The sequence below is a fragment of the Candidatus Krumholzibacteriota bacterium genome (assembly GCA_016932415.1).
GTDB lineage: Bacteria > Krumholzibacteriota > Krumholzibacteriia > Krumholzibacteriales > Krumholzibacteriaceae > Krumholzibacterium.
In genome coordinates this window covers 1-25,615 of sequence record JAFGCX010000036.1, presented here as the reverse complement: position 1 = coordinate 25,615, position 25,615 = coordinate 1, and the positions used below count along the sequence as shown (strand labels likewise).

The window sequence follows — 25,615 nt, the reverse complement described above, 5'->3', positions numbered from 1 at the left end:
TTCGTCCTGCATCGTCATAAATCGTATTTCATCTGGATTTCTGACTCCCATCTGCCGGAATCCTCTCCGGCCAGTTTGATATTAAGCTTGATCGGACCCAATCCCACGATACCATGAAATCCGAATCTTGATCCATTGCCAGCGAGATATTTCCAGGAATAGCTGCCCGGAAGCGAAGGTTCATAATTGTAAAAGACCGATCTTCCCCTGACCGACCTGTGCAGAGAACAGAATAATGTCGTGCGAAACAGCGATCGGCCCACTCCAAAACTGACCGAAGGAGAGAATAGGAACCCAAGATTATCATCCTCGCGCAGACAGACCGCCTGGATCCTTGGTTTTATCACGCCAGCTGGACTCGATGAAAAAAGAAGACCGATTTTGTCTTTCGCCGTGATTTGATCCTCCCTTTCTGGCGGAAGGGGAAGGAACTTCGACTTCCTTCCAGTACTCCTGGAATATGATAATTTACATCTGACACCGGCGAACCGGGAAGCGTACTCGACTCTCATCCGGCAGATCGATTCGCTCGAAATCCCGTCATCATCATTCCTCTTCTCGAACGAACCCCTGAGGATCTGTGATCTTTTCACCGATAATGATCCTGTTATGGAATATCCAGTCCTTTCAGAGTATTTTTCTCCGGGACCTCCTGGAATATCTCCGAACCTGTTTCCCAGGCCGGACGGCAGCCTGAAGATAAGGATTCCCGCCCTGCAGCTACCACGATCTCTTCGCCATCCCCATACAAGGCCTCGCTTTGCCCCTGCAGCCTGTAATAATTCCAATGCCGCTACATAGCCGGCCCTCTCGATCGAATTATCGATTCCGATGGTCAATGCTCCTCTATCCTGAGAGAAGGTCAGCCCCGATCTATACCGACCAGAGAGTCTTTCCAGGCGCCCTCCCGTGACGACCTGACGCTCAGACCTGAATCCGGATTCATCCCACTTTCCATACCTGCCAGCGAAGAGGAAGATCCTTGAACCTCCATCCCGGGCCCCCAACGCCGCACCTCTTATGCCTGGACTGTAGAAAGAGACATGCTTCGATATCAATTTCTCCCTTCTCAGGGGATATCCACTGGAAAAGGGATATGAAAACCTGTATCCGGCCAATAGAGCGCCGAGACCAAGATCAGGCATAAAATCCCCCCCATAGACCCTCGTCGTCCCCGCAAAAGGCCTGCTCTCGAAAAATACTACCGGGCGGACGATCTTTCCTTTCTTTTCCACCCTCCCCGTGATCCTCGAACGCATCATCGCCAGGGATGCCCTCATGTCGATCGTCTCAGGGGATGATTTCGTTTCTTTTTTTTCAGTTATCATTATCATCGGGCGGAATCTTTTCGACGCTTCTTTCAGTTCGAATTCCTCGGGAGAGGCTTCATGATCCTCCCCTTCAAATGCCGGTCGATCAGGATTGACATATAAGCAAGGGGCGCGATGACAACCCGAGACAATCAGAATCAACGGTATTATCCATCTCATCAGCGCCACATCCTTGCCACCCCTGCGTAAAAGGTCTCTCCGAGGACCGGATGGCTGCTGCAGGAAAAGGACAATATCATTTTTCCATGACTGTAGAGGATTCCACCGGAGACTTCTCCGGTCGCGAGCCTGTAACCGGAAAGAATGTCGAGTTTATCCTCCACCCTCATGATAAGCCCGGCCCTGTGATCCCGATCAGCAGTCTTCGCGTAATCGAGGTCGAAAAAGAGCAGCAGGGGTCGCAAGATCATCATCACGCTGACGGGAGGATGATGGAATTCACCGGCACAGTCACTTCTGAAAGGCACTCTCAATACGATGTGGCCGATTTCACTTATTACAAAAGAGAGGGATACTTTAAGATCTCTTCTGACTATTGATCCCGAATCTGAAAATCTCTTCAATAAAAGACCCGCGTCGATCCCGAGTCCGGCATAAAAATCCGAAGAATCCAAAGATATCCTGGCGTTAAACAGCTGCTCATGATAGAGAGCATGCCTGAGACTCCCCATCCCTGAATCGATATGGATCGCTCCTGTCGAGTAGAAAAAATCGAATCTTGACGACGAGAGGCCTGCTATCGAGTATGGCTGGCAAGCTGATACCAGCAATCCCATCGAGCCGGACGGAGAGAGATGGGGCAGATCCATCCTGTATGGTCTTATCAGGGTCACTCCCCCGGCCGCTGCGTTCCAAGAGTGAAGGTGATCATGACAATACAGATCTGAACTGAAAAATGATCCCGACAGCAGGATCATGGCGGTCAGCGACCGGACCGCGAAAGTATTACACAGGCCTTTTCCCTTCTGCACACACTACCTCCCGACCCTGTATACTCCACTACGCATATATATATACCGGGACTGAGACTCCGACCCTCCAGGGACCGGCCGTCCCATCTGCAGGAAAATCTTTTAGCACCGCCCCTCTCTGAAAAGATCCTCCTTACGAGAATTCCTCTCAGATCGTAAACCATTACATTTATTCCGTTTTCACACTTCCGGCAAAGACCACTTATTACTGTATGGCTGTTTTTCATCAGATCGAAAGGATTTGGATCGATATCGATTTTGCCGGTCAGGATATCGCTCTCAACATAAGATGAATTGGCACAGGCCGGTGATCCTCCTGAAGGCATCGCCGATCTGTGCCATATGCCCCCATCAGCCATACTGCAGATATCGGGCGTGATCCTTTCGATCGATCGCCCTCGCTCATCCCCCAAAAGAGCGCGATACGATATTTTTTCGATCAATCCTCCCTCCCCGTCTCTCAGTTCGATCATTTCGGCGGCTTCCCCCTGATCATTATCGTTAAGGACCGGGAGGGGGCCATCCGCGACTAATTCCGGATCTATCCACTGGTATTGGTCTATGAACGATTCCCGGTCGGAAGGTATAATAATATAACTTCTCCCCCCGATCGAAGATACTCCCGTCGAAACGACCCTTCCCGCCGCGTCGCGGAGAGTCCAGCCTGAAATATCGATCGTCGAGTACGTCCTGTTGTACAATTCAATCCATTCCGCCCTTCCCGCGTAAGGCCTGTACATGATCTCGTTGATAACGACATCGGAAGGTGACTCGATCATCGAGACAAGAGAGGTATCGTTATGATGATTCTCGTCGATCTCACTCGTCAGGATGACGCGAGCGGGGTCAGAGGGGATTGGCCGCGCGAAAAGAGCCGGCTCGAAAAGTCGACCATCTCCCGGAAATATGTCGATATCGGCTCTTTTGATCTCTGATATCAATGAGGGCCCGTCGAATACCTGAACTGATATCGGACCGACAAACCTGTTCAGCCCGGAATTATTCACCTCAATTTCAATTTTATTTATCTTATTTTTACACAATATTATACATGATTTTTTTAACGTTATTTCCAGGTCATGATCGAAAAAGTTCTTTCTTCCGGGAGTAGGAATAGCCTGTACAAAATCATCAAGGTTGTTATCAGTGTCGCATCCATCCGGCTTTCTCGCCAGAGAGATCCCTTCTCTCACGTCGCAGGCCGGTAATGTTTCATAGATATCGATCGATTCATGCTCGCCGTAACCCAGGCGGTCGATAACGATGCCAGGGATACACAATCTGATTCCATCGGGACCGTTTTCAATACTGCCCCGGAGAAGCATAACGTCCGGAACCGATCTTGACCCTCCCGCGATCAGGACTATTCCCTCCGGCTCGACATAGAGCATCTCCGAAGCTTCCCACAACAGAGTCGCATCACCGGTTCTGCCGTCGATCGCTTCAAGAAAATACCCTGACAGATCGACCGGAGTGCTGCTGTTATTGAAAAGCTCAATAAATTCCCATCCCTCGTCGGATCCCGGATGGTCATAGTAAAGTTCATTGATTACAACCTGGTTATTGAGACCTGCGAATAAAATTTCCAAGGGAAGATACAGGATTGACATTATCAACAGCGGTATTATTCTCATCCTCTTCGTCGTCCTCCTCACACCGCCGATAAGAATATATCAGATTGAATATCGATTCAAGAAAAAAACAGAAATGCCGGTGTCCATCGTCCCGAAAACTTTCAAATGTCCGTCAGACCAGCCCCCAGAACTTCCTAAGGCTCCATTCGACAGCTAAGAGCGTCACGATAATCAGAAAGAAGTGGTATAAGCTCCGCAGGGATGTCGTGTTTTCCCGCGATACAGCTTCTTTTTTCGTGTCGATCAGCAAGCCAAGCTGATCGATCTCCCCCCGGTCAACAGATCTTCCTCCTGATCCAGCGGCTATCTGGCTAAGAAAAAGATAGTCCCCCGATCTCCTGAGAAACTCGACCGATCGTTGCCTGACGGCAATACTGGCGGCTGCTGACAGTTTTTCTCCTGATTGACCCTGGCCTGAAGCGACTATCCTGTATTTTCCCGGAGAAAGCGGGTCAAGCAGTGCTCTATATATCTTTTCAGAACGATCAGCCTGGATAAAATTGAACGTCCTTACCATTGATTCTCTTTCAGAGTCGACATTATATATCTCACCTTTTATACCTTCCGGCAACGTCCCTTTCCTGGCCAGAACTGTCATTTCAACTCTTTCCCCCGAAAGATAGACGCCTCTTTCAGAATCCAGAGAGATCACTGGCAGGTCGATCCCCTCGACCAGGTAATCGGTCACTCCGATAAAAAAGGAATCATACGCCCTTGAACCTTCCTCCCCTGAAAGTTTCCATCTCCATATTGGAAATCCCAGGATTACCGCCGCGACACCATCACCGAAACGGTGCATTGCGATCATCGGAATATTTTCGCTGCCATCATCGAGCAGAAGAGGCACTTCGGCACCTGCCTTGGCCTCAAAACCGGAAAAAGCAGCCAGAAGGGGAGGAAGTCTCTCAGCAAGACCCGATGTCGCCATCGATATTGCAATCGGTAGATTATGCGGTAATGGCGCCGCGGTAACGTAATAATCATTAAATTTGATCATTACCTGCTCGCGCTGAATCACGGGGAGCAGTTCATCGAGCCATTTCTGCCCCCTTTTTCCCGCGATCGGAGAATCTTCTGATCCTGTAAACAGTACGGCGCCTCCGTTCTCAACGTACTTCCAGAGAATTTCTGTGTTCGGTCCTGAATCGAACAGTATCCTGTCATCACCTACTATGATCATCTCGTACTTTCCCGGATCCTCCAGAGCCTGGGAAAGACTCCATTCTTCATCACTGTTCAATAATCGATATTCCATCCCACCACTGGCCGTAACGATATCTATAGAATATCTTTGCGACCGATCGAAAAGCCTTTTAAGAAAAGTCATGTTCCAGTCGGGGAATTGATCTATAAGGAGGATCCCGATCCTGTCCTTAAAGACAGTGACTCGTACCGTTTCGATATTATTTTCCGTGATGACCTCTCCTTCGACCTGATCGATCTTCACTGAAAGTTCTTCCTCTCCTTCCCTTTCAGGCGTGAACCGGAGAGTTGTTTTGAATCTACCGTCTCTGTCAGGCGAATTTATCTCCACACTATCGATTGTCCTGTCTCCGGCAAGAAGTCCGATACTCAGGGTCTTATCCCTGATTCCATCGACCCTGACAGTAACTTCAGCCTCTACGGCAGTGCCGATATAGAGGTTTCTGTCGATATCGATCCTTTCTATACCGGCATCGGCTCCTTCTATTGTATCACCATAACCTACTGTATAGACTTTTACCGGTATCCTCCCGCTTGGCGACCTCACACCCCTTGTACTCCTGCCGTCACTCAGGATGATCACCGCTGAAAGATTCTCCGATACATACCGGTCAGTGACCCTGCCGAGCGCGTACAGAATATCGGTGCCTTCCATTACCGCTGGGGGAATACTGTCGATATCAGCTACCGCTCCGTAGATATCGGTCGAGAAAGGGATAATATCGATCTTCGCCTTACCAAGACTTTCTTTTATGCGGGAAATATCCCTGATCGCTGAATCCATCCTCCTGCTTCCGCCATCGTCCACTATTCCCATACTGGATGAAATATCGATCAGCAGGGGAATAACCGGGTCCCTCTCCTCATTTACTTTAATGACAAGCGCCGGATCTGCGAGAAAAAATACCATGAGAATAAAAACGGCAATCCTGAGCAGGATGAGTGCAGTCCGTTTCGCCCTTCCTGTCGGGGGCAAGGTCTCCCGGTACAGCCATATCGTCAGGACGCTCAGCACTAGGATCAGAGCGAGTTCAGCGACTCCAAGATCAATGATCAATCGATACCTCGAACCGAACATTCTTTCCTCCCTGGACCGATCGGTCGATTCTACTTCAGAAAATCGATCAGTACAAGGATCGATAGATAACAGAATAGTGTCATATCAGGCTGGCTGGCCACGTAAGGAAATCGAAACGCGGGCCCGGGTCCCGGGGTTTCTCAATTTTGTCAAATGGCGGGTTTTCACTCCCTACCTGCCCGGAATCAATCCAATTCATCGGTCCGTGAGAGTCAGGCAGAGGATCACAATAAAAAGGGCCTGTCAGTTATCAGTAGACATGATCCCGGAGTTTCCATAACTCAGAACTGCTTCTTCGACTGAATCGTAGCTTTCCAGAATCGTCTGGAATTCCAGAAGTTCAAACACTTCATAGACATCACCAGTCATCGCCGCCAGTTTCAGATCACCACCGTTTTCACGGATCTCCTTGATCTCGCTGATGAAGATACCCCATCCAGCTGAACTGATATAGTTGACTTCCTTCAGGTCGATTACTATATCATATCGCCCTTTGCGCAAAAGACGTTTCAGGCTTTCTTCCAATTCGGCTGAAGTAGTCGTGTCTACGTAACCCCTGGCAGAAATGATCGAGATGTCAGGATTGATCTCGGATCTCGAAAATGAGATACTGATGTCGTTCATATTATTTTCGCTCCCTGCATTTTGATTATCAAGTCAATTCCTTGTTTTCCTGAATATTGAATGACACCAGGGCCTCTTCCCTGTTTCCATATGGTGTCAGTAAAGCATTGAATTCAAGCAGATCAAATACTTCCCGGACATCAGGTCGCATCCCTGCCAGCCTGATATCTCCACTGTCTCTCCTTACGCCTTTGATCTCGCCGACGAATATTCCCCACCCTGCCGAACTTATATAGTCTACATCAGATAGATCGACGACGATCTTCACATTACCATTGGAAATGAGATTGTTGAATCTGTCTTCCAGCAACTGCGAAGTCCCTGAATCGACCAATCCGCTGAGTTTAAGTACGACTACATCTTCCACACGTAGTTCATCGAGTTGAAGTTTGTCCATGGTAGCATCTTCCTTTTATTACTGCCCGATTACAACTATGCAAGGTTCAGTCCAACAAAGCTCTCAAAAGAATAAATATCCCATGCTTGTCGTTTTCAGTAAGTCTAAGATTCTTACGGGCTTTCCTGTAATCCGTATTTATTTCAAGTGCTTTGCTGAAAGAATCGTATGCCTTATCCATAAGCAATTTGCACTTTGCCGCGTACAGGATTCCGAGGGAATTATAAGCATCGGCAAACGTCGGGTTTTTATCTATCAGTTCCTCTATTTTTCCCTGATAATGGTCTATATCTTCTTCGCATACATCCTCTCCACTCTGAAGAAGGACAAGGTACAGATCGAGCATCACTGATTCGGCATATGACCCGGATGTTCCTTCGGACAGCTTTTCCAGAAGATCGAGTGCTTCTTCAAACTCCTCTTCTTTGAATAGCTTACGAATATCATCGATCCTGCTCGTATTGAGATAGGAATTAAGCTGAATCGCCCTGTTTATATTGAAATCGAACTTCTCCTTGACATCGCGGGCCAGTTCAAAATCTTCCTTGATGATCCCATTGAGCAGGTAAGCTTTTACCATATTCAAATATGGTTCGCCGTAGTAGATATTCAAGCCTATCGCTCTCTTGAAACATTCGATCGCGAGCCTGCATTTATTTTCTTTTAAATATATCAATCCCAAAAGGTTATGAAGATCAGGATAGTCAGGGCTCAGATCAATACCCTTTTTGACCGCTTCAAATGCCTTTTTGCTGTCACCGATACCGTACCAGGAAGATGCCAGAACGATGTACGGCCCTGAATCTTTCGCTCCATTCTTGAGAGCCATCTTGGCTTCGGCTATAGCTTCATTATTCAGATTTCTCATCAACAGGGCTCTCGCCATTCTCATATGAGCGGCGGGATCATGAGAATTCTTGATCTTGTCCCTCGCGGTAAAGATAAATTGAAACCTTCTCTTGTTATGATTATGAAGATTCTTTGTAAGTTCTTTCAGTGCTTCGTCATCCGGTTGCTCATCGAAGTTGTGTTCTATAGTGTCAAATACAGATCCATCACGGAAAAAAGAACTTAATATCTGATTCTGCTGGTAAAGATAGCTGGTCTGAAGAAAGTATTTACTTCCCCCAAAACTGAGTTCTTCTCTCAACTCAAGACTCTGCACCACAAACCCCCGACTTTTCATCCAATCCAGTCCACATCTTTAAACTTAATCTACCGGGCTTATCAAAGTCAATTCCCGTTTTCATACATGGTAAGTATCTCTTCTGTCAGTTTATAATAATCAAACGCGCCTCTCGACAGAGGAGCATGTTCATATATCGTCTTGTTATTTCCAGGAGCCTCGCGTAGAGCTGTATTGACCCTGATGACCGTATTGAAGAGATGTCCTTTGAATTCTTCCCTTATCTGATCCAGGACCTCTCCCGATATCTTTGTCCTCGAATCAAAAAAAGTCGGAAGTATATGATAGCCTATTGAAGTACTTCCAGTCATCCATTTGATCTCGTCGATCACTTTCATAGTCTGTTGCGCTCCTATCTTCGACAGATAGTCCATCGCGACCGGAACAATTATCTCGTCGCAATACCTCACCACATTGATGTTTATCAGGTTCATAGACGGAGGGCAGTCGCAAAACACGTAATCGCAACCTTTCAGATTTTTCAACGCGTCACGCATCCTGTCCTCGCGGCCCTGCTGCAACCCCAGCTTCAATTCGACCTCGAAAAGTTTTCGCCCTCCCGAATCGATAAGAAAGAATTTTTCCCTTACTTGAAGGATCTCGACATCTCCAGTCGTCAGCAGGGTATCAAGCCCCCGATCGCTTTCGACACCAAAGGTTACCGTTGAATTCCTCTGTGGATCGCAATCGACAAGGAGCACTCTTCGCCCGGTCAGGGATAATCCGTGCGCTACGCTGACAGCTGTAGTCGTCTTTCCTGTGCCGCCTTTCATTGTCATGATCGCGAACTTTTTCATCATTTATCAGCCTTTTTGCTCTTTTTTCTGTTATGTTTCTTTAGTCTTTCTCCATAAACCGACCATCCAAGATCCCTTATCTTTTTGTCATCCGTCTCTTTTTCCCCCTCCACCCGTCCCAGGTCCAGGACCGGTTCTATCTCCGGAAGATCATCTTCAATTTTCGGAAGGATCGGTTCAAGTTGTGTTCGTCCGACTCTTGGAACGGCCTGTTCCACCGCGTCCTGTCTGCTGTAGCCTTCAGATGATCCTTCGGTCTCATTCTCGGAACCGGCATCCTTGATTGATTCCCGCTGGAGCGGATCTCCCTTATCTGACTCCCCTGCACCATTGGTTAGCAAATTTTTCTGATGTTCCAGTACAGATGGAGCGCTTAATGATTCAAGAGCCTGTTCGGAAGTCATGTAATAGGGGATCAGAGGTTCGAATCCGAGATCCTGGAATATCTTGAAAATCGTACTGCTCATCCCGGAGAGGACGAGTTTACCGGATCCTGATCCAAGTTTCTGCATATATTTTATGATCGTACCCCATCCGGCGCTGCTCATATATATCAGACCTGACATATCGATGACCATGTAAAGGGGATCGTCAAGCAACGATTCCTCGAGATAACGCTCAAACAGCTCGGTCGTGGCCGCGTCGACCGCTCCATTGATCGTCAGGATCACGGATCTGGCTTCATCAGCCACCAGGCGCGAAACATTCAACGTAAGATCGGCCAGGAGGACTGACCTGTCTTTTCCGGTTCCATTTTCAGCTGGCTGTTCATGCGCATTGCCGGCTGAAGAGGCCGCTGACTCGATGGAACTGCTTTTCTCATCCTCGCTAAAATCATCTATCGCCTCGGAGAAGATGCTGAACGATCTTATGATCACGTCAAACCCCAGAAGGTGGAAAATACTGTCGACTTCAGGGTCCATACCGAAGATCTTGATATCTCCGCCCCTGCTTCTCATCTCATCTATCCTCGACGCGAACACACCCCATCCGGCACTGCTCACGTATTCCACCTTCGACATATCGATTACGAACTTCGCTGGACCTTTTTTGAGAAGTTCCTCAAGCACATCTCTGAGCCTCATGCAACTGACCGTATCTATGACTCCTGCAAGGTTTAGAACAGTTATTTCGCCATTCTGCCCTACAGTACCGGCCTCTATAGCGAGTGGTGTCCATGGTGAGCTTTCAAGTTCCGATGACCCGCCGCCGGAGGATACGGTTACTCTCTCCTCAAGGGTCATTTCTTCTTTACGCCTGTTCGTGATCTCCTCAAGATCCTTCTGCCTTTTTTCGAAAGGAAGGGAGATAAAACCGACAGCTTCTCCGACAGTCTGGAAATGCATTATTATATCCTGAAATCCGAGAAGTTCGTATATATCGAAGACCTCGGGTGACATGCTTGTCAGCACTACATCACCCTTTCCTTCTCTCAGTGTTTTCACTCTTCCAGTAAATATCCCCCATCCCCCACTGCTGATATATGAGACTTTCTCAAGGTTGACGATTATCTTGGTTACGCCCTCCTCATAGATGCTCTCCAGGATATTCTCAAGATCAGTGGCAGAAGAAGAATCCAGATGCCCCGTCACTCTGATTACAGCAATATCATCTCCCGCCGCTTCGGCGCTTATACTGACAACCGCGTCCTCTTCGCTTTCCGGTATATTATCGGTCAGTATCCTTTCAACATCGACCCGGTCCTTATTACCGCTTTCACTGACTGAAAGATCCTTGCCGGATCTGTCTTTCGGCGTCCCTGCCATCATGCTGACGGTTGTTTCTTCATCGCCTAGCGGGGATACTTCTTCGAAAGTGGCCGGTTCTGCGTCCCCGCCGGGTTCCACAGGTTCGAATGTCTCGACGACAGCAGCTTCATCATAAGATTTCCTGGCCTGCCCGGCTCTTGCTGCCGGAGAAGCAAGTCTTTCCTGGTACTCTTCTTCTGATATCACTCTGTTTCGCCTCAGGTATTCGAGCCGTTTTTCATAAGTATTGAGCCGCATTCTTTTCAACTCGTCATAAACAAGCGACGAGTTCAACCAGATTTTTTGGGGCTTTCCGATGTTGAATTCATCGGCTATCCTTTTCGCTCCAAAATTCGGATTATTTCTGACTATATCCAGCATCTCCTTGCGCTGTTCGATGCTGACGCGATTTATCTCATGTTCTTTTCGCAAAGTCTTGTTCTGCAGGCCGCGCTCTCCCAGTTCAGCAAGGCGTTTCCTGTATCTGTAATAAGTCGAAGGTGAGACTTTCATTCTCGAACACGCTTCGGCTACCGTCAAACCCTCGATATCTACCAGATCAAGAAGTTGTTTCCGGATACCCATCAGCACGTCATCTGCCATCATCTTTTCCTTGACCGCGACGACGGTAATATCATCGTTCTGTGGATATTCTCCGGTAAATACTCTGATATCCTCGTTAAGGCGCTCTATGAAATCATCCGGTGACGACCTGCCATTCGATTTTATGAGCCTGATCAGCCTGTCCTCTCCATACTGTTCCCTGTTCTCGTTCATCGCTTCGGTGACTCCGTCGGTGTAGATGACAAGCATATCGTCTTTCTTGAGCTTGATCTTCTCGACATCGATCGACCGCCTGAAAAGAGTATCATCAGGAAGACTGATCCCCACCGGAAACCCGCGTGGATTCAGAAAGAAAGTCTCATCGGTCTCGGCCCTGAAGAGGATCATCGGGTTATGCCCGGCACTGGCATAACTTATTATCCTGTTCTTGGAATCAAGGATCACGTAAAAAATCGTGACAAACATACCCTTTTTCATATCTTCAGTCACGAAAGCATTCATCCTCGACATAACTTCGGCAGCCGAGTAATTTCCACGTGCTTCCATTCTCAGGGCTGTCCTGATCATCGTCATGACAAGAGATCCCGGGACACCTTTTCCGGAGACATCGGCAACGACTACTCCGAGTGAATCTTCACCCACTTTTACGAAATCATAATAATCGCCCCCTACCTCCTTAGCCGCCCTGTAGAGGCTAGCGATATCGTAACCCTTGATCTCGGGAACCTTGCCTGGAAGGAGAGAATGCTGGATCTCCTGGGCGACCTGCATTTCCTTCTGCATACGTTCCTGTTCGACGACACTTTCCTGCGCCTCTCTGAATTTTGCCGTTATCTCGTTAAACGCCTCTGCTATCGCTCCTATTTCATCCGGTCCGTCGATGTGGATGCCTTCATTCATCGCGCCCTCACCGATCGCTCTGACCCCGTCGGTAAGCGCCTGTATCGGTTTTACGAGAACTGATATCAACAGGTATATCAGCGCGAGGCCGATGGCGAATATCCCGAAAAGCACCATGGTGGTACGTGGTCTTGGATCATATATCTCGCTGTTGATGATTGCTCTGGACACTCCCATGATAACGAACCCAAGCTTGACTATTTTGTCATTCTCCGTCTCATGAATAGTCACCGGATAATAAAACTCTTCCACGTCTTCAGATCCTGCACTCTCGCTCCTCATCCATCGGCCTTCCACGGGCAATCCTTCCATATCAGGCGTCAGATCGAATTTCTCCTGAAATTCCTCGAGGCTGCTCGACGCGACTACTATGCCGTCATTATTAACGATTCTGACGTACTGTACCGATGGAATACTGATTATTCTGTCCTGGATAAAATCGTTGATCTCCCTGTATTCCGGATGAAAAAGATCATCTATGACCATCGCGTTTTCACTCTTCGACTCCAGTGTCTTGGCGAAACTGCCCATATTCACCCATGCCTGCGCTCTTTGATCCTCGATCTCGCGGCTCTGGTTGATAAAGAGTATCGTCCAAAGGAAGATAACAAGGCCGAGCAGGCCGAAAGTCGCTCTCATAGCGAATTTGAACCTCAGTGTCGAAGTCCATTTTGGCTTGACTGAATGGAAGAGGCGTTGACTTGCGGGAGAAACCGCGTGAGCAGACCTTTTCGTCATAAAAAGGCTGTTTCCGTTTTCCGAGGATTTATAGTCGAGTCCGTCCATGAGACGGTTCATCAGGTATACGCCCAGACCGCCCTTTTTACCTATCTCAACGTATCTTTCAAGATCGGGATCCTTTATCTTCGACCACTCAAACGCCTTGCCCCGATCAAAGACGGTTATTTCAAGGCTGCCTGGTTCAGCTTCGACTTCTATCTTAATATTACCCGCGCGGTCTTTATAGGCGTGTTTTATTATGTTGGTACATGCCTCATCCATCGCGAGTTTTGTATTGTTCGTCTCTCGCTTCGAGAAACCGGCGCGGGCGCAGATATCGGCGATGAAATCCCTTACCTCACCGAGATTGTTCTCTTCGGCGGGAATATCAAGACGGAATATCTCCTTACCAGTAAGCCGGTCTTCCTTCAATTAATCTTCCTCCGACGATCCCAGCTTCTTCAACCGCTGCTGAGCTTCTTCGATATTCTTTTGTACGCTCTCATTATCCGGATCTATTTCAAGTATCTTCTGCCAGGCTTCAATGGAGGCTGAAAAATCTCCCAGGGTAAAATGCTTCATTCCCTCTATATAATACTGTCGGATCATTTCTTTCTGTTCACTTGTCAGCGGGGTCATCTTCCTGTTTATCCTCATAAGAAGATTCTTTGCTTCCTGATGATCCGGCTGCTGTCCTATCACTCTTCTCAACAGATCGGCAGCTTCTTCATATCTTCCCTCGCTGAAAGCTTTCAGCGCGTTTTCAAAATGATCGATCGTCTCCAACCTGAGGCTCTTGGCCTTGTAATCGATATCTATCTGTTCCATCAACCTGTTGACCCTTTCGGCCCCTGCCAGGGCCTCTTCATTCTCCGGGTCTATCATTCTTACTATATTCCATTCATTGAGCGCGTCGGAAAGCCCGCCTTCTTTTTCGTATGAGAGGGCCTTGTCAATATGTTGTCTTACCTGGTCGGCAAGCTTTTCCTCCGTTCGCTCAAGATATTCTCCGGCCTGAATATTCGCGGGATCAAGTTCCAGAAGAGTCAGCCACTCAGCCCTGGCCAGAATATATTCATTATTACTGTAATATTTCAATCCAAGCCCGAAATGCTGGTTTATAAGAAGTGATTTTTCGGCGTTCCTGGTCCTTTCCGACTGGATGTCGAGTATCTCCTGTTTCAGAGCATCAAGCATCGACTCCGCATCCTTATTTCCAGGATCATATTCCAGGGCAATTTTGAGTTCATCGAGAGCCATCTCCCGCTTCCCATCGCTTATATGTGCGCGTGCCGTATCTATGTGAGCTGATACTCTTGCGGCAAATACTTCACTGATATAAGCTTCCTCCTCCGCTCTTTTCCTCTCCTTCTCAAGCCTGTATTTTTCTTCAACTGATTTCCCGAGCCTGGCGACCACCGAGAACGGATGGGAAGATCCCGCTTCTTCGCGGGAGAAATACCCGTAGTCACCTTCATACCGTCCCCATCCGAATCCGACTCCAGCGGTTATCGATTCGGAATCAAACCCTGCCCTGAAAAAGACTATTTTTTTATACCCGTACTCAGCTCCGAATCTTATGTCTTTATCCGCGCGCTCGGGTATATCGACCTGTGCCGAGAGGGTCAGCGATGAACCACTTTTGAAAAGGTAGGAATAGCCGGCTCCAAAAGCGAGAGTCCTGTCGACTTTCTCGGTGACAGCGACAAGTTTTGTCTCCGCTCCGATAATATCCTGAAGGTTGCATCCTATGATCAGCCCGCGCAAAAAATCATGCCTGTACAGGATGCCCAGATCCATCCCCGTCCCGGTATCTGAAAAATCGCCGATACGCTGGTTAAGGATTTTTACGGATGATCCAACGGTGATCTTTCCCGCGTACTCCCATGGAAGATCGAACGCGTAAGACAATATTGCCTGGCTCTCCCTGTACGATATCTCGTCATATTCGACACTGTAACTGTCGAACTGCCTGATCCCTCCGGTCCCGGCCGTCATAAATCCAACGCCGAACGATCCGACCGTCATTGTCGGATATACCAGCCCGATGAAATCATATGTCGCGTCGCTGAACCCGGAAAACAGTTGTATATGGTTGACCAGAACTGCTGGATATGGATTCAGTTTCAACGCGGCGGGATTATAGAAAAGCACTGATGGATCGTCTCCGATCGCCGCGAAAGCCCCTCCCATCGCGATCGCCCGCGACCCGGCTCCAAGAGTAAATATCGAACGGGTCCCTCCTTCTCCATCCTGGCCCATGAGACCTGACGGATAGATCAGGAAAAATGACAGAAGCAATATTTTAAATCTCTTTTTCATCTACTAATCCTATTTTGCCACGGCGATCTTGAATATCGCTGATTCAGATCCAGCCTGGATCTTGCAGATATACACACCGTTGCGCACCAGCTCTCCCCGTCCGTTCCGTCCATCCCATTCTTCTTCCCACAGCGTGCCGCCCTCTGAACCGGTGCCTCCCGGGTCACCAGCCGATATATCCTTCTTCCAGACAAGGATACCCATAAGGTCGAATATCTTGATGCTTACATTGGAATCGTTTACAAGGTAATATGTTATCCTGGTCGTCTCGGATCCGGCACGGAAAGGATTCGGGTAGTTGTGGACATACTCCGAGAAATCAGCATCCATGACAGTCAAAGGTCCGCATTCGAAATGTCCCCCTATATCTTCGCTGCCAGAGCCTCCACCCCAGACGACATGAATTGGAATAGGATCGATCTCTCCTATCGAGAATATGACGTCATCACTCCTGGCTATATCGATCCTGAGCTGACCGACCGGGGCATTCCGAGCGATATCTAGACTCACGAGGAGAGTATCTTCATTTCCCGGTTCTATTGTAAAATCGTGCCCTATGATGACAGGGACAGGATTCGTTGAATCAGGGATCCGTGTATAAGGAGTCTCTCCCGCGATCACTGAGATCGAAGTAACTGCGTCGGATACGGGATCGCGTAAATCTCCCTTTCTGTCTTTTACACTTACATACAACGTATCAAGCCCGATCGTGTAGGCGGAGTTGTTTCTGCAGAGGATATTCAGGACAGGGACATCCCTGGCTCCCTGGGGTACTACAAAAGGCGGTATTGTGTCAACGCCCGAGATATTTAGCATCGAAACGGTTCCAGCTTCTGTTGTCACCGGTATCGATACTTCCGGGATAAACGGAACGACTGTCTCTCCACTGTTCTCATCACTTCCAGGGTGGTCGAATCTAATAATAATATTTCTTGGCGAAGTCGCGCTCATAGGAGCCCTGAGGTGCCACTCTACCGGTTGTCCCGGATAAAAACTCTTTTTAAATGTTTCGCTGCCTCCGTCCAGGCGATAATCCGAGCCTGAAGGAAGAACGATCTCCAGTCTTGCTCCCAGGGTGTCCAGATCGGCAGTCCCCCTGTTGGTGACATTCGCCTCGACAGTAAAAGGAAGATTGACTGACATATTCCCTTCAAGCGCCTCGGGCGGTCCGGATATAAAGGCTTCCAGCCCGATATCGGTACGTTCAACGATCGTCATATTCAATTGCCCAGCGCATCCTTCAAACTCCTCTTGCGAATTCAGATCTATTCCGCCGGAACTCAACCCGAATTCAAATCCGCTTCCCCAGGTCTCCGAAGTAGAAATAATCCATTGTATATTCTTTTCGCTGCCATCGCAGTCACCAAGGTCTATTCTATTATTGCCATCGATCTCGCAACCGGCTGGAACGGACAGTTCCACCCAGGCATCGCCGGTGTTCAGCGACGGAGTCATCCTCGACGATATGGTAAAGTCCTGGAGAGTCGAGACAGTCGCGTCTATCGCCCCCAAGGGAGAAATGATCTGCATCGCGCATCCGGAAATATTCGCAGCATCCTCGGTGACAAGGTCAAGTTCTGCTTCTCCCCTGTCTATACCGGCATAAAGCTGTAGATTGATATCACGCGGAACCCTGCTGATCAGGCAGGATAAAACTGCCACATCCTGCGAGGCCTCGGAAGGGGCCTGAAGCGTCCAGTGGATCTCCTCTTCCGCGTGAAAAGACCTTGTAATCGAATCAGTCTCGGCGTAGACGAGAACATACCCTGGTGGAAGAGTCAGCGTGATCTGACCCGAAGCGTCTATAGCAGCCTCGCCAAGGTTGGATACGCTAGATGTCACCATGAATACCTGGTCTGTCGACAGGGTATCATCCTCAGCTCCGACTGGGCTGGAAATATACGTATCGATGTACAACTCGGCGGCTACCTGGACCTGGATATTCTCTATCGATTCGATCGCCTGTATCGGAGGAATCTCTTTGCCTGTATTAACAGATACGGCCCTTGTTATCGCGGCAGTGATTATCTCGACTCCGGCAGCGGGAGATGTGACACTGAATATGAATTCCCCCTGCGAGGCCGTCGCCAGTTCTGAAGCCTCCTGAATAATACCGGTGACCGCCGGCCCGTTGCTCTGCAGAGAGACCTCGACTTCTCTCAGGTCATCTCCTCCCGTATTTTCCACGACTACCGTTATCTGGAAAGATTGATCTATATTCACTATCGAGGTATTGGGAAACATGCTGTTATTCGGCGCGTCGCTTGTAATCGATATTATTCTCAGCCCGGAAGGTTCCTTGACATGGAACATCTCCGTCGCAATCCTGGTGACAGCCGGGATCTCAAGGTCATTTTCATCCGTATATTCGACAATCGAACTTATCTCGACGCTTCCCGTATCTATACCGGTAGATGAGATTATATATACCAGCGAATCAGTCTCTCCTCCATCCATGACCATATCGACAGCTCCCGAGGCAAATTGCCCCGGTGGGATAACAAGGTAATCGTCAAGAAGGTCAGAGTCCAACCTGAACTGAAGGTCGGTGGCTGAAGGATTCTTCAATTTGACGGGGCCCTCACCGATATTGGCCAGTATGACTTTTACAGACCAGTCCACAGTCTGCCCGGCATTTACATCATCCTGTGAAGGAGAGAGTGAAATGATCGAGATATCTCCTGGAAGCTGGATATTGACTGTCTCCTGGTCATCTTCGGCTGCCGAATAGATCACCAGGTCATCCTGCCGTGAATTGGCGTCTACCGCTGACTGGAAAGCCGCGGAAAATATCTCGGTATCTGAAAGTGGGGCTGCCGTCACGTGGAAGGTGTCGATTGTCGAATCGAATCCATCGAGTGAGCCAATCGTTACTGGAGAATCGTCGGCTACTGAACTTCCGTCGCTGGTTAAAACCAGGTTTATTTCTTCAGCTTTCGCTTCTCCGGTATTCGTTATCTCAACAGATATGGAATACTGTTGTCCATGATTGACCCATGGAGCACGCTGCGACTGGTTGACCAGCGAGACTATATGAAGTTCGGGTTGCGACTGTATCCGCACGCTTGAACCGCCCGAAGACATCTCTTCGGTATTATAATAGAGGTATGCGTCCCTGTTGTTTTCGACAGTCCCAAGATTGACCTCGATGATAAGGTCATGACCGGTGGGAATGGCGGGCGTGGGAGTAATCCCGAAGACGAGGTGACCCGATCCTCCGCCGGGGAGAACCGATCCGCCCTCGCTGAATTCGACAGGTCCTGCCGGAACATCGAGAGCATAGTCGCTGTAGATATAAGTACTGTCAGGATCAAGTGTAAAGGCCGCTTCACCCTGGTTCTGTACGTGTACAGTCAGAAACCATTCTGTCGTTTGTCCTGAAGTCACTGTCTCCCGACTTGCGACGCTTTCCACGATCACCGGCAGGGCGGGATCCTGAATCAGAATATAAGTCCCTCCACCGGTATAAGTATCATCAGATATTGTCTCGCTGCTGTTGATATCGGTCGCCGTGACAAGACCATTTATCAGCGCGGTCCCCGTCGTGTTTCCAGTCACCTCTATATCGAAGACGAGCGTATCAACCTGATTGCCGGCGAGAATGAGATTTCCAGCCGATTGAAGAGCTGCCGGAGGCACTATCGTATATTCTCCTGTCCGATCTCCCTTTCCCGCTATTTCGAAAGTTATCTCCGTATTCGCCGGATCGATCTCCACTGAAGCTTCACCGGTATTGTGGAGTATCATCCTGACTTCCCATAAAGGTTGAAGAGCCCTTGTGACGCTCTGTGGCGACTCGATGCTGATTATGCTCAGTTGAGGCGCCTCCTCAATAGTCAGCATGTCAGGCGCGGAATTAAGAACAGTCGAATAATAGTTACCGTTTTCCTCTCCTTCAATATGCAGCCCGACGATATAACTCTGCCTGGCAAGCGACGTATCGACAGTGGCAGCGTTGAATCTCAAAACAGTCGAAGCGGCGCCGGTCAACTGATCTGAAGAAATACTCGACAGCCATGTCCTCAGGGTATCTCCATCTGTGTCACCGATCCACGCGTAGGTCGAACTTCTGTCAAGGATCAACGTTGAATGGTCAGGATCTTCGCTGTTTACCGTCATTTCGAGAGTCATCCCTGTCCCGCTGCTAACAGTCACGGGAAAGAGGCTGGAAACCGCGTATATCGGTACCGGCCTGTTCTGAAAAGTGACCGAATCCCCCGTCGACTCGGTGTAATCATATATCCTCTGGCCGCTGTTATCCTCTGTCCCGACGATGCTTCCGGCAAGAAGCCTTCTTCCTGCGGATATGTCTCCGGTATTCGCGACTGTATATCGAAGCATGCCCGTAGCGCCGCCGACAAGCTTTAATCTTCCTCCAGTCAATTGGTCGGGATATTCAAAAATGAATCCTGTCGAACCTGGAATTATTACTCCGGTAGAATCAAAATCGGCGAGATCCAACGTAACACTTGCCCCGCCTGAATTATGGATCGAACAATCAATGGACCACGGGTTTTCCTGTTCGACGGTGACTGGATCCTGCGTCGGTGTTATACTTTCGATATCTAGCTGGCCGGGGGTCTGGATCTCAACTGTTTCGCTGATCGCCGGCCCATTCAAGATCGGGCCAAGGAGAGTCAGGCTGTTGATCTCCATCCCGGAGAGAGCGGCATCGATCTGGCAGACTCCCTGGATAGAACCGGTCTGATCGATCAGGTATCTCAATGTATCCGCGGCGCCACCTTCCAGAACAGTCCCACCGCCGTTGAGCTGGGATGGATAGACGACATTAAAATCTCCCGATGTTGAAAAGAGCAGAAATGTCTTTGCCGGATCAAGGTCCAGATCAAAATCTGATTGACCACTGTTTTTAACGACCAGATCGAGCGTCCAGTCCCTTGTCTGAAGAATAGTCGCTTCCGAGACCGATGGTATGATCCCGCTGATGAATGGAACAGCCGGCGTCTGGACAAGGAATATCCCTTTACCGCCATACTCGGTGGTCGCTACGAGTTCTTCCAGACTGTTAAGATCCGTACCGTAAAGAGTAGCTTCAACGACTACCGTCCCTACAGTCATCTGATTAGAAGGATTATCTGTAATCATGACCTGGAAACTGTCCGTCACTCCTCCAGCAAGGACTTCCATCCCGGGGAAAAAATCGACGGGATTCAGTATATATTCATCAATAACGGGGTCCTTACCGGCAAAGAGCCTCAGGGACATCGAATCGAGTCTCACTGATGCCTCACCGTTATTTATGATCTTCACCCTGGCGACCCTGGGACCAGTCTGGTCAGCAGTGATCCGGTCAGTCGGAAGAATCACGATGCTGTTAATCGACAGTTGTGACGGTTCCTGAACGGAGACCTGGTCGGTGACAATAATATTATCGGAGAACGGGATCCCGTTCTCTGTCCCTTCCACATGGATCAAGGGAGTGTATGAACCGGTGATCATAGCTTCAGAGACGATAATCGATTTGAAATAAAGAGTATTATCCCCGGTATCGATATTGAATCCCCTGTCCCTGTCAAGAAGAGCGTAATAGGTCGTCACTCCATCGTTAAAAGCTATATATGAATTATAGGGATCAGCTATCACCGATGACCCACCGGTATTTCTCAATCCCGCTTCAAATGACACATAACTGTTTTTGCTGACTGTTATAGGAATGATCGAAGATGCTATGTAACCGACTTGAGCCGGTTCAGTCACGTCGACCGAATCAGAAAGCGTGAATACCGTATCAAATGGTGCTCCGTTCTCCGTTCCGATCAGAGAAAGGGTGACTGGATATCTTCCCGGGGCCATCGCCAGCGGTATGGTCCCAGGAATAAATTCGAGGTTTGTAACAGATACTCCCGGCAAAGCCGATTCATCGGTGAGCTGCGAAGAAAATACGATCAAACCGTCGGTAAAGGAGAATATTGTATTATCCGCATCGAGTATCACCGGAGCTTCTCCGGAATTTCCAAGATCCAGTGAATACTGCTGCGTCTGTCCTCTCGATACCTTCGAAGGCATCAGTGATCCGCCTTGATACGCTATAGTGGCAGCGGATTGTATCAACCAGACAAACCTGCCGTCCCCGGCTGAATAATCATAGAAATCGTTCCCGCCGGATGAAGCATGTACCCTGGCATCTATCGTGTCGGCTCCCAGAGGACTGTTTGGAAGCACTCTTACATCTAGAGGAATATTTTTTTCCAGACCGGCCAGAATGGTATCATTCAGAGAGCTGGTCGGACTGATCACTGAATAATATCCGTTGCTGAAATCCAGCTGGATATCCTCAATGATGACAAGATCTCCCCCGTTATTACGCACATAGATATTGACACTAGCCGTATCTCCCCTGCTCAAGACTGTCTTCTGAGCTGTTATCTGCGATATTTCGATACTCGATACTATGACTGAATTCGTGCCGGCATTGAAATCAGCGGAATATTGAGCTCCATATATATCAGTACCATCAATACTGATCCGTGGAGTAAACCTTCCTCCGGCAAATCCGGATGGCAGCATGGAAGTGTCGAAAAACAAGGTGTCGGTTGAGCTTCCTTCCATAAATACCGGCGATCCCAGCTCAGCGTAAAAAGTATTCCCCGACCCATCGGGTATCGATACTGAACTGCCCGCGTCGATATAAAGTCCCGTGACGCTGGTGTTATTTACAAGTATCCTGAAGGAGATATCTTCCCCCGGGACTATATTGACTGGAGAGATATACCCGCCAAAAGTGATCACGGGAGGAGGTGCGAAAACTACCGTCGCGCTTCCCGTAGCGTTCCCTTCGACACTTTCAAATCCGATCAATGAATTTCCGGGCAGGACTGATGATTCCACAAATGCCGATATTATCCCGTTTACCGTCGTTTCACGCTGCACTCCCGGCTCTGCCGGATCGATATCGTCACTTGCCACAGCGCCAAGAGAGGGAGCTACAGTGATCCTAGTCCTCTGACTTACAATATTTCCATACAGATCACGAATCTGGGAGGTAGTTATCGAGGACCTGCTTCTCCCGTTGGCCGTTATTGTGTCAGGTATCACTGACGCGATACCTATTATGCCTGCCGGCAGTTCAGGCAGTATCTCGATCACTTCACTGCTGCTAAGCGCCCCTCCCCCGTCCGTCTCGGCAGTAAGCTGGAGGTTCCCGGCCAGAGTCTCAGTGACCCCTGTTATTACTGAACCGTTCGATAGAGTAACAGGATTGTCATCCCAGACAGCCGTGGCATTACTTCCCAGCTGGACGACTGTCGTAAAATCGCCATAAGCGATATTGTCGTTGAGATCGTAAGCTACGATCTCCACATTGAAATGTTCCCCCGCCAAATATGAATCTTCAACGGTCGATAAGACATATCTCGAGATATTCCCGGCAATCGTTACGATGGAGAATTCTACTTTCTCTCTTGAGGCAGGCTCACCATCAAGTATCGTCGCCGAAACGATATTCTCACCGGCATTCTGATCGGTGATGACCCGGCATCGGGCTGTTCCGTCAGGGTTGGTTATGACAAGCCCGTCATGAGCCGATCCGGTATCATCATCAAGCGACGGAACACCACCGAGATCGCTGATGAGCGAAAAATGGACGATCTCCTCATTTACAGGGTTTCCCCAGGTATCTCCGACCCTGATCGAGACTTCCGTGGTATCTCCCGATATCACCCCGGTAGTGTCGCCTGAGATCTCTGTTATGATATACGCGTCGCCGTGTGTCACCGTGAAAGAAGAACCAAACGGCGCGAGCGTGGTACCTGACAGGGATTCCAATGCTATCCTGTTGCTACCCATAGCCGTGTCTATTGCCGCAAAGACTACTTCTCCAGCGCTGAGCGTCAGAGTATCAGGGATAAAGTCTATTGAAGGCGACTCAGCGACAGGGATGATCCTTGTCGAATTATCCGAAATTATGAGGTTGTCATATTGATCATACGCAGCCGCTTCGCAGGCAAACGGAATACCTGCCGTAAATGAAGTCCCGATTACATCAAGGATGACATACGAGATCGCGCTTGCCGGAACAGTCGTGATCTCGAATACCTGCGTCTCCAGGCCCTCTGGGGTTCCATCAAGCACAGCCGCCCTGACAGTGTTGACTCCCGCTATCGTCCCGGTCCTGTATCGGACCGAGGTCGTCCCATCACTTCTCGTAAATCTCTGTGTCGCGGCGAGAGAACCACTTCCGCCGAGAATGCTGAATGAGACGCTTTCGCCGACTACGTTATTACCGTAACGGTCAAACACTTCTGCGCGCAACGTCACTGAATCTCCCGCGGCTACTCCTGTACTGTCACCTCCAAGTTCCACGATCTGATAAGCAGGCGCGTGCCCGATTGTAATCGGGTCGGTGACACCGGCCACAGATGTGCTGTCATCGGTGACTTCGATCCTTATCTGCTCGGCGACCTGGTAACTGATATTGTTTTCGTAATACAGTCCATTTATGATCGAACCTGAGATGACAGAGAGTGATCCACCCGCATCGGCGGTAGTATCTATGGGTTGGACTGCGCGCAGATCGATATCGTAGGAAGCTGAAGTAACAAGGTTTCCGTAAATATCTTTCGCCTGTAACTGGATGGCAAAATCATTACCGGCAACCGCGTTTGATGGAGCTGAGAAGAGATAGTGGTCGACATTGTGATTGGCGATGATGGCTATATCAAAATCTGTCGCGGTCAGGACAGGGGCCGAAGCTGTGATATCAGTCTGCCAGGTTCCCTTGTGAGAGCCTCTTCCGAAAATTGTGACTGAACCGTTGACAAGATCAGCTTCGGTGATCTCCGATCCAAAATCCGAAAGACTGAAGATCAGAGATCCTCCGGCTTCAGGAGAAAAGACAACATGGCTGCTGTTCGAAGGGTCAAGATTGTTATTACTGTCGACAGCTCTTATAATAAATGAAAAACTCTCCCCCGCTTCGACGGTAGGATCGCTGATGTCGGTTACTATCAGCTTTGTCGCGCCGCTCGCCACAGTCGTGTAAATTACGTCATCGATATTCTCGGCTGATATTACAGCATTGTTTGCGTCAAGCAGGTCCGACCTGCCCGCCGCCGCTGGCGCGTTGTAGACGACTGTTATCGTCCCCGTGCTGTCTGTTTTTCCGGATCGTATGACTGGACCAAGCTCGTCCGTTGCATTCGGGTTTGAAAGATCGGCGCTGAGCCCACCGTCGGGAGTATCTTTTATATATATAGTGATGTTCTCATCTGTCACAAGGTTATCATATTGATCCTTGAGAGTGGCAGTGACAATCGTGCTGCTGTTTACAGTCACACCGCTGCTCAGAGGGGTAAGTACGACGGAGGAAAGTTGATCATGATCCGTTGTGGCTGAAAAATAAGCTGTCGTGACTGATCCGGATGAGATCGAGGCGGCAGCTTCATCTGAATCATACCCGCTCGCAGTTCCCAGGATCCACCTGTCACATGTTGCTGTTCCCAGGCTCCCGGTCACTGAGGTAGATTGCAGTCCGCCGGTAGAAATATCTGTGTCTATCTCTCCCAGGCCTGATATGACGATGAAAGTGACCGTCTCCCCCTGGACCCTGTTACCCCATTGATCTTCGACTCCAACCACAAGAGGCGCCGGTACGGGGTTATTGACTACAGATCTCTGATTGTCCCCGCTAATGACGAATATTTCGTCAGCCGCGCCATGTATCACATTCAACTGTTCATCGGATTCGGATATTACAGATCCGTATTCGGTGGTAAATCTGATTGTCTCGGCGCGATTATCTGTCATCACTAGGGTCACGACACCGTTATCAGCAACCGAATACTGATATGAAAGTGTATCCCTGTCTTCACTGATAATACTTCCCGCACCACTTCCTATACCCCACGTGATCATGTCAGCAGGTTCCGGGCTGTCTGTGTAGACCCTTATTATCCCGGAAAAATCATTTACCGTATTATTGAAGAGATCGAATATCTCTATTGTCACATTATCTCCAACGCCAGCGACGGCATTACCGTCATGATCGATAGTAAAATAATCCGGTTCCCCTGACTTGAAGATAATCTCTATTTCATCTACAACGTAACTGCCGTCTATCTTCGCCTTCAGCGTCTTCGTCTCGGCCACTATCGACCTTACGCTCCCCGTCGCCACCCCGTC

11 protein-coding genes are annotated in these 25,615 nt (G+C 49.0%); all 11 read right to left on the bottom strand.

Translation table 11 applies throughout. The features are described 5' to 3' along the window. Nucleotides 1–14: 14 nt before the first annotated feature. Complete coding sequence (locus JW814_12135; protein MBN2072195.1) at nucleotides 15–1,490, bottom strand: hypothetical protein; 1,476 nt, start codon at nucleotides 1,488–1,490, stop codon at nucleotides 15–17. Further along, nucleotides 1,490–2,302: a hypothetical protein gene (locus tag JW814_12130; GenBank protein MBN2072194.1), complete on the bottom strand. Its 813-nt coding sequence runs from the start codon at nucleotides 2,300–2,302 to the stop codon at nucleotides 1,490–1,492. Before JW814_12130 ends, JW814_12135 begins: the two co-directional genes overlap by 1 nt. After that, a complete protein-coding gene (locus tag JW814_12125; GenBank protein MBN2072193.1) occupies nucleotides 2,254–3,936 on the bottom strand; it encodes a lamin tail domain-containing protein in 1,683 nt (560 codons plus the stop codon). Before JW814_12125 ends, JW814_12130 begins: the two co-directional genes overlap by 49 nt. Before the next feature lie 112 nt (nucleotides 3,937–4,048). Then, on the bottom strand, nucleotides 4,049–6,217 hold the full coding sequence (locus JW814_12120) for a VWA domain-containing protein (GenBank protein MBN2072192.1): 2,169 nt from the start codon (nucleotides 6,215–6,217) through the stop codon (nucleotides 4,049–4,051). A gap of 243 nt (nucleotides 6,218–6,460) precedes the next feature. Next, entirely contained in the window at nucleotides 6,461–6,841 is a 381-nt protein-coding gene (locus JW814_12115) for an STAS domain-containing protein (protein MBN2072191.1), read from the bottom strand. Nucleotides 6,842–6,869: 28 nt separating this feature from the next. Next, nucleotides 6,870–7,238, bottom strand: coding sequence for an STAS domain-containing protein (locus JW814_12110; protein ID MBN2072190.1), 369 nt, complete (start codon nucleotides 7,236–7,238; stop codon nucleotides 6,870–6,872). A gap of 46 nt (nucleotides 7,239–7,284) precedes the next feature. Beyond that, nucleotides 7,285–8,403 (bottom strand): hypothetical protein, encoded by a 1,119-nt coding sequence (locus tag JW814_12105; GenBank protein MBN2072189.1) that lies wholly within the window; start codon nucleotides 8,401–8,403, stop codon nucleotides 7,285–7,287. A gap of 68 nt (nucleotides 8,404–8,471) precedes the next feature. Continuing rightward, nucleotides 8,472–9,224 (bottom strand): ParA family protein, encoded by a 753-nt coding sequence (locus JW814_12100; protein MBN2072188.1) that lies wholly within the window; start codon nucleotides 9,222–9,224, stop codon nucleotides 8,472–8,474. After that, complete coding sequence (locus tag JW814_12095) at nucleotides 9,221–13,585, bottom strand: anti-sigma factor antagonist (GenBank protein MBN2072187.1); 4,365 nt, start codon at nucleotides 13,583–13,585, stop codon at nucleotides 9,221–9,223. Before JW814_12095 ends, JW814_12100 begins: the two co-directional genes overlap by 4 nt. Continuing rightward, the gene (locus tag JW814_12090) at nucleotides 13,586–15,475 is read right to left on the bottom strand and encodes a PorV/PorQ family protein (protein ID MBN2072186.1); all 1,890 of its coding nucleotides are present in this window, start codon (nucleotides 15,473–15,475) and stop codon (nucleotides 13,586–13,588) included. It abuts the gene before it with no gap. 9 nt (nucleotides 15,476–15,484) lie between these two features. Next, a complete protein-coding gene (locus JW814_12085) occupies nucleotides 15,485–25,582 on the bottom strand; it encodes a hypothetical protein (GenBank protein MBN2072185.1) in 10,098 nt (3,365 codons plus the stop codon). Between the last annotated feature and the right edge of the window lie 33 nt (nucleotides 25,583–25,615).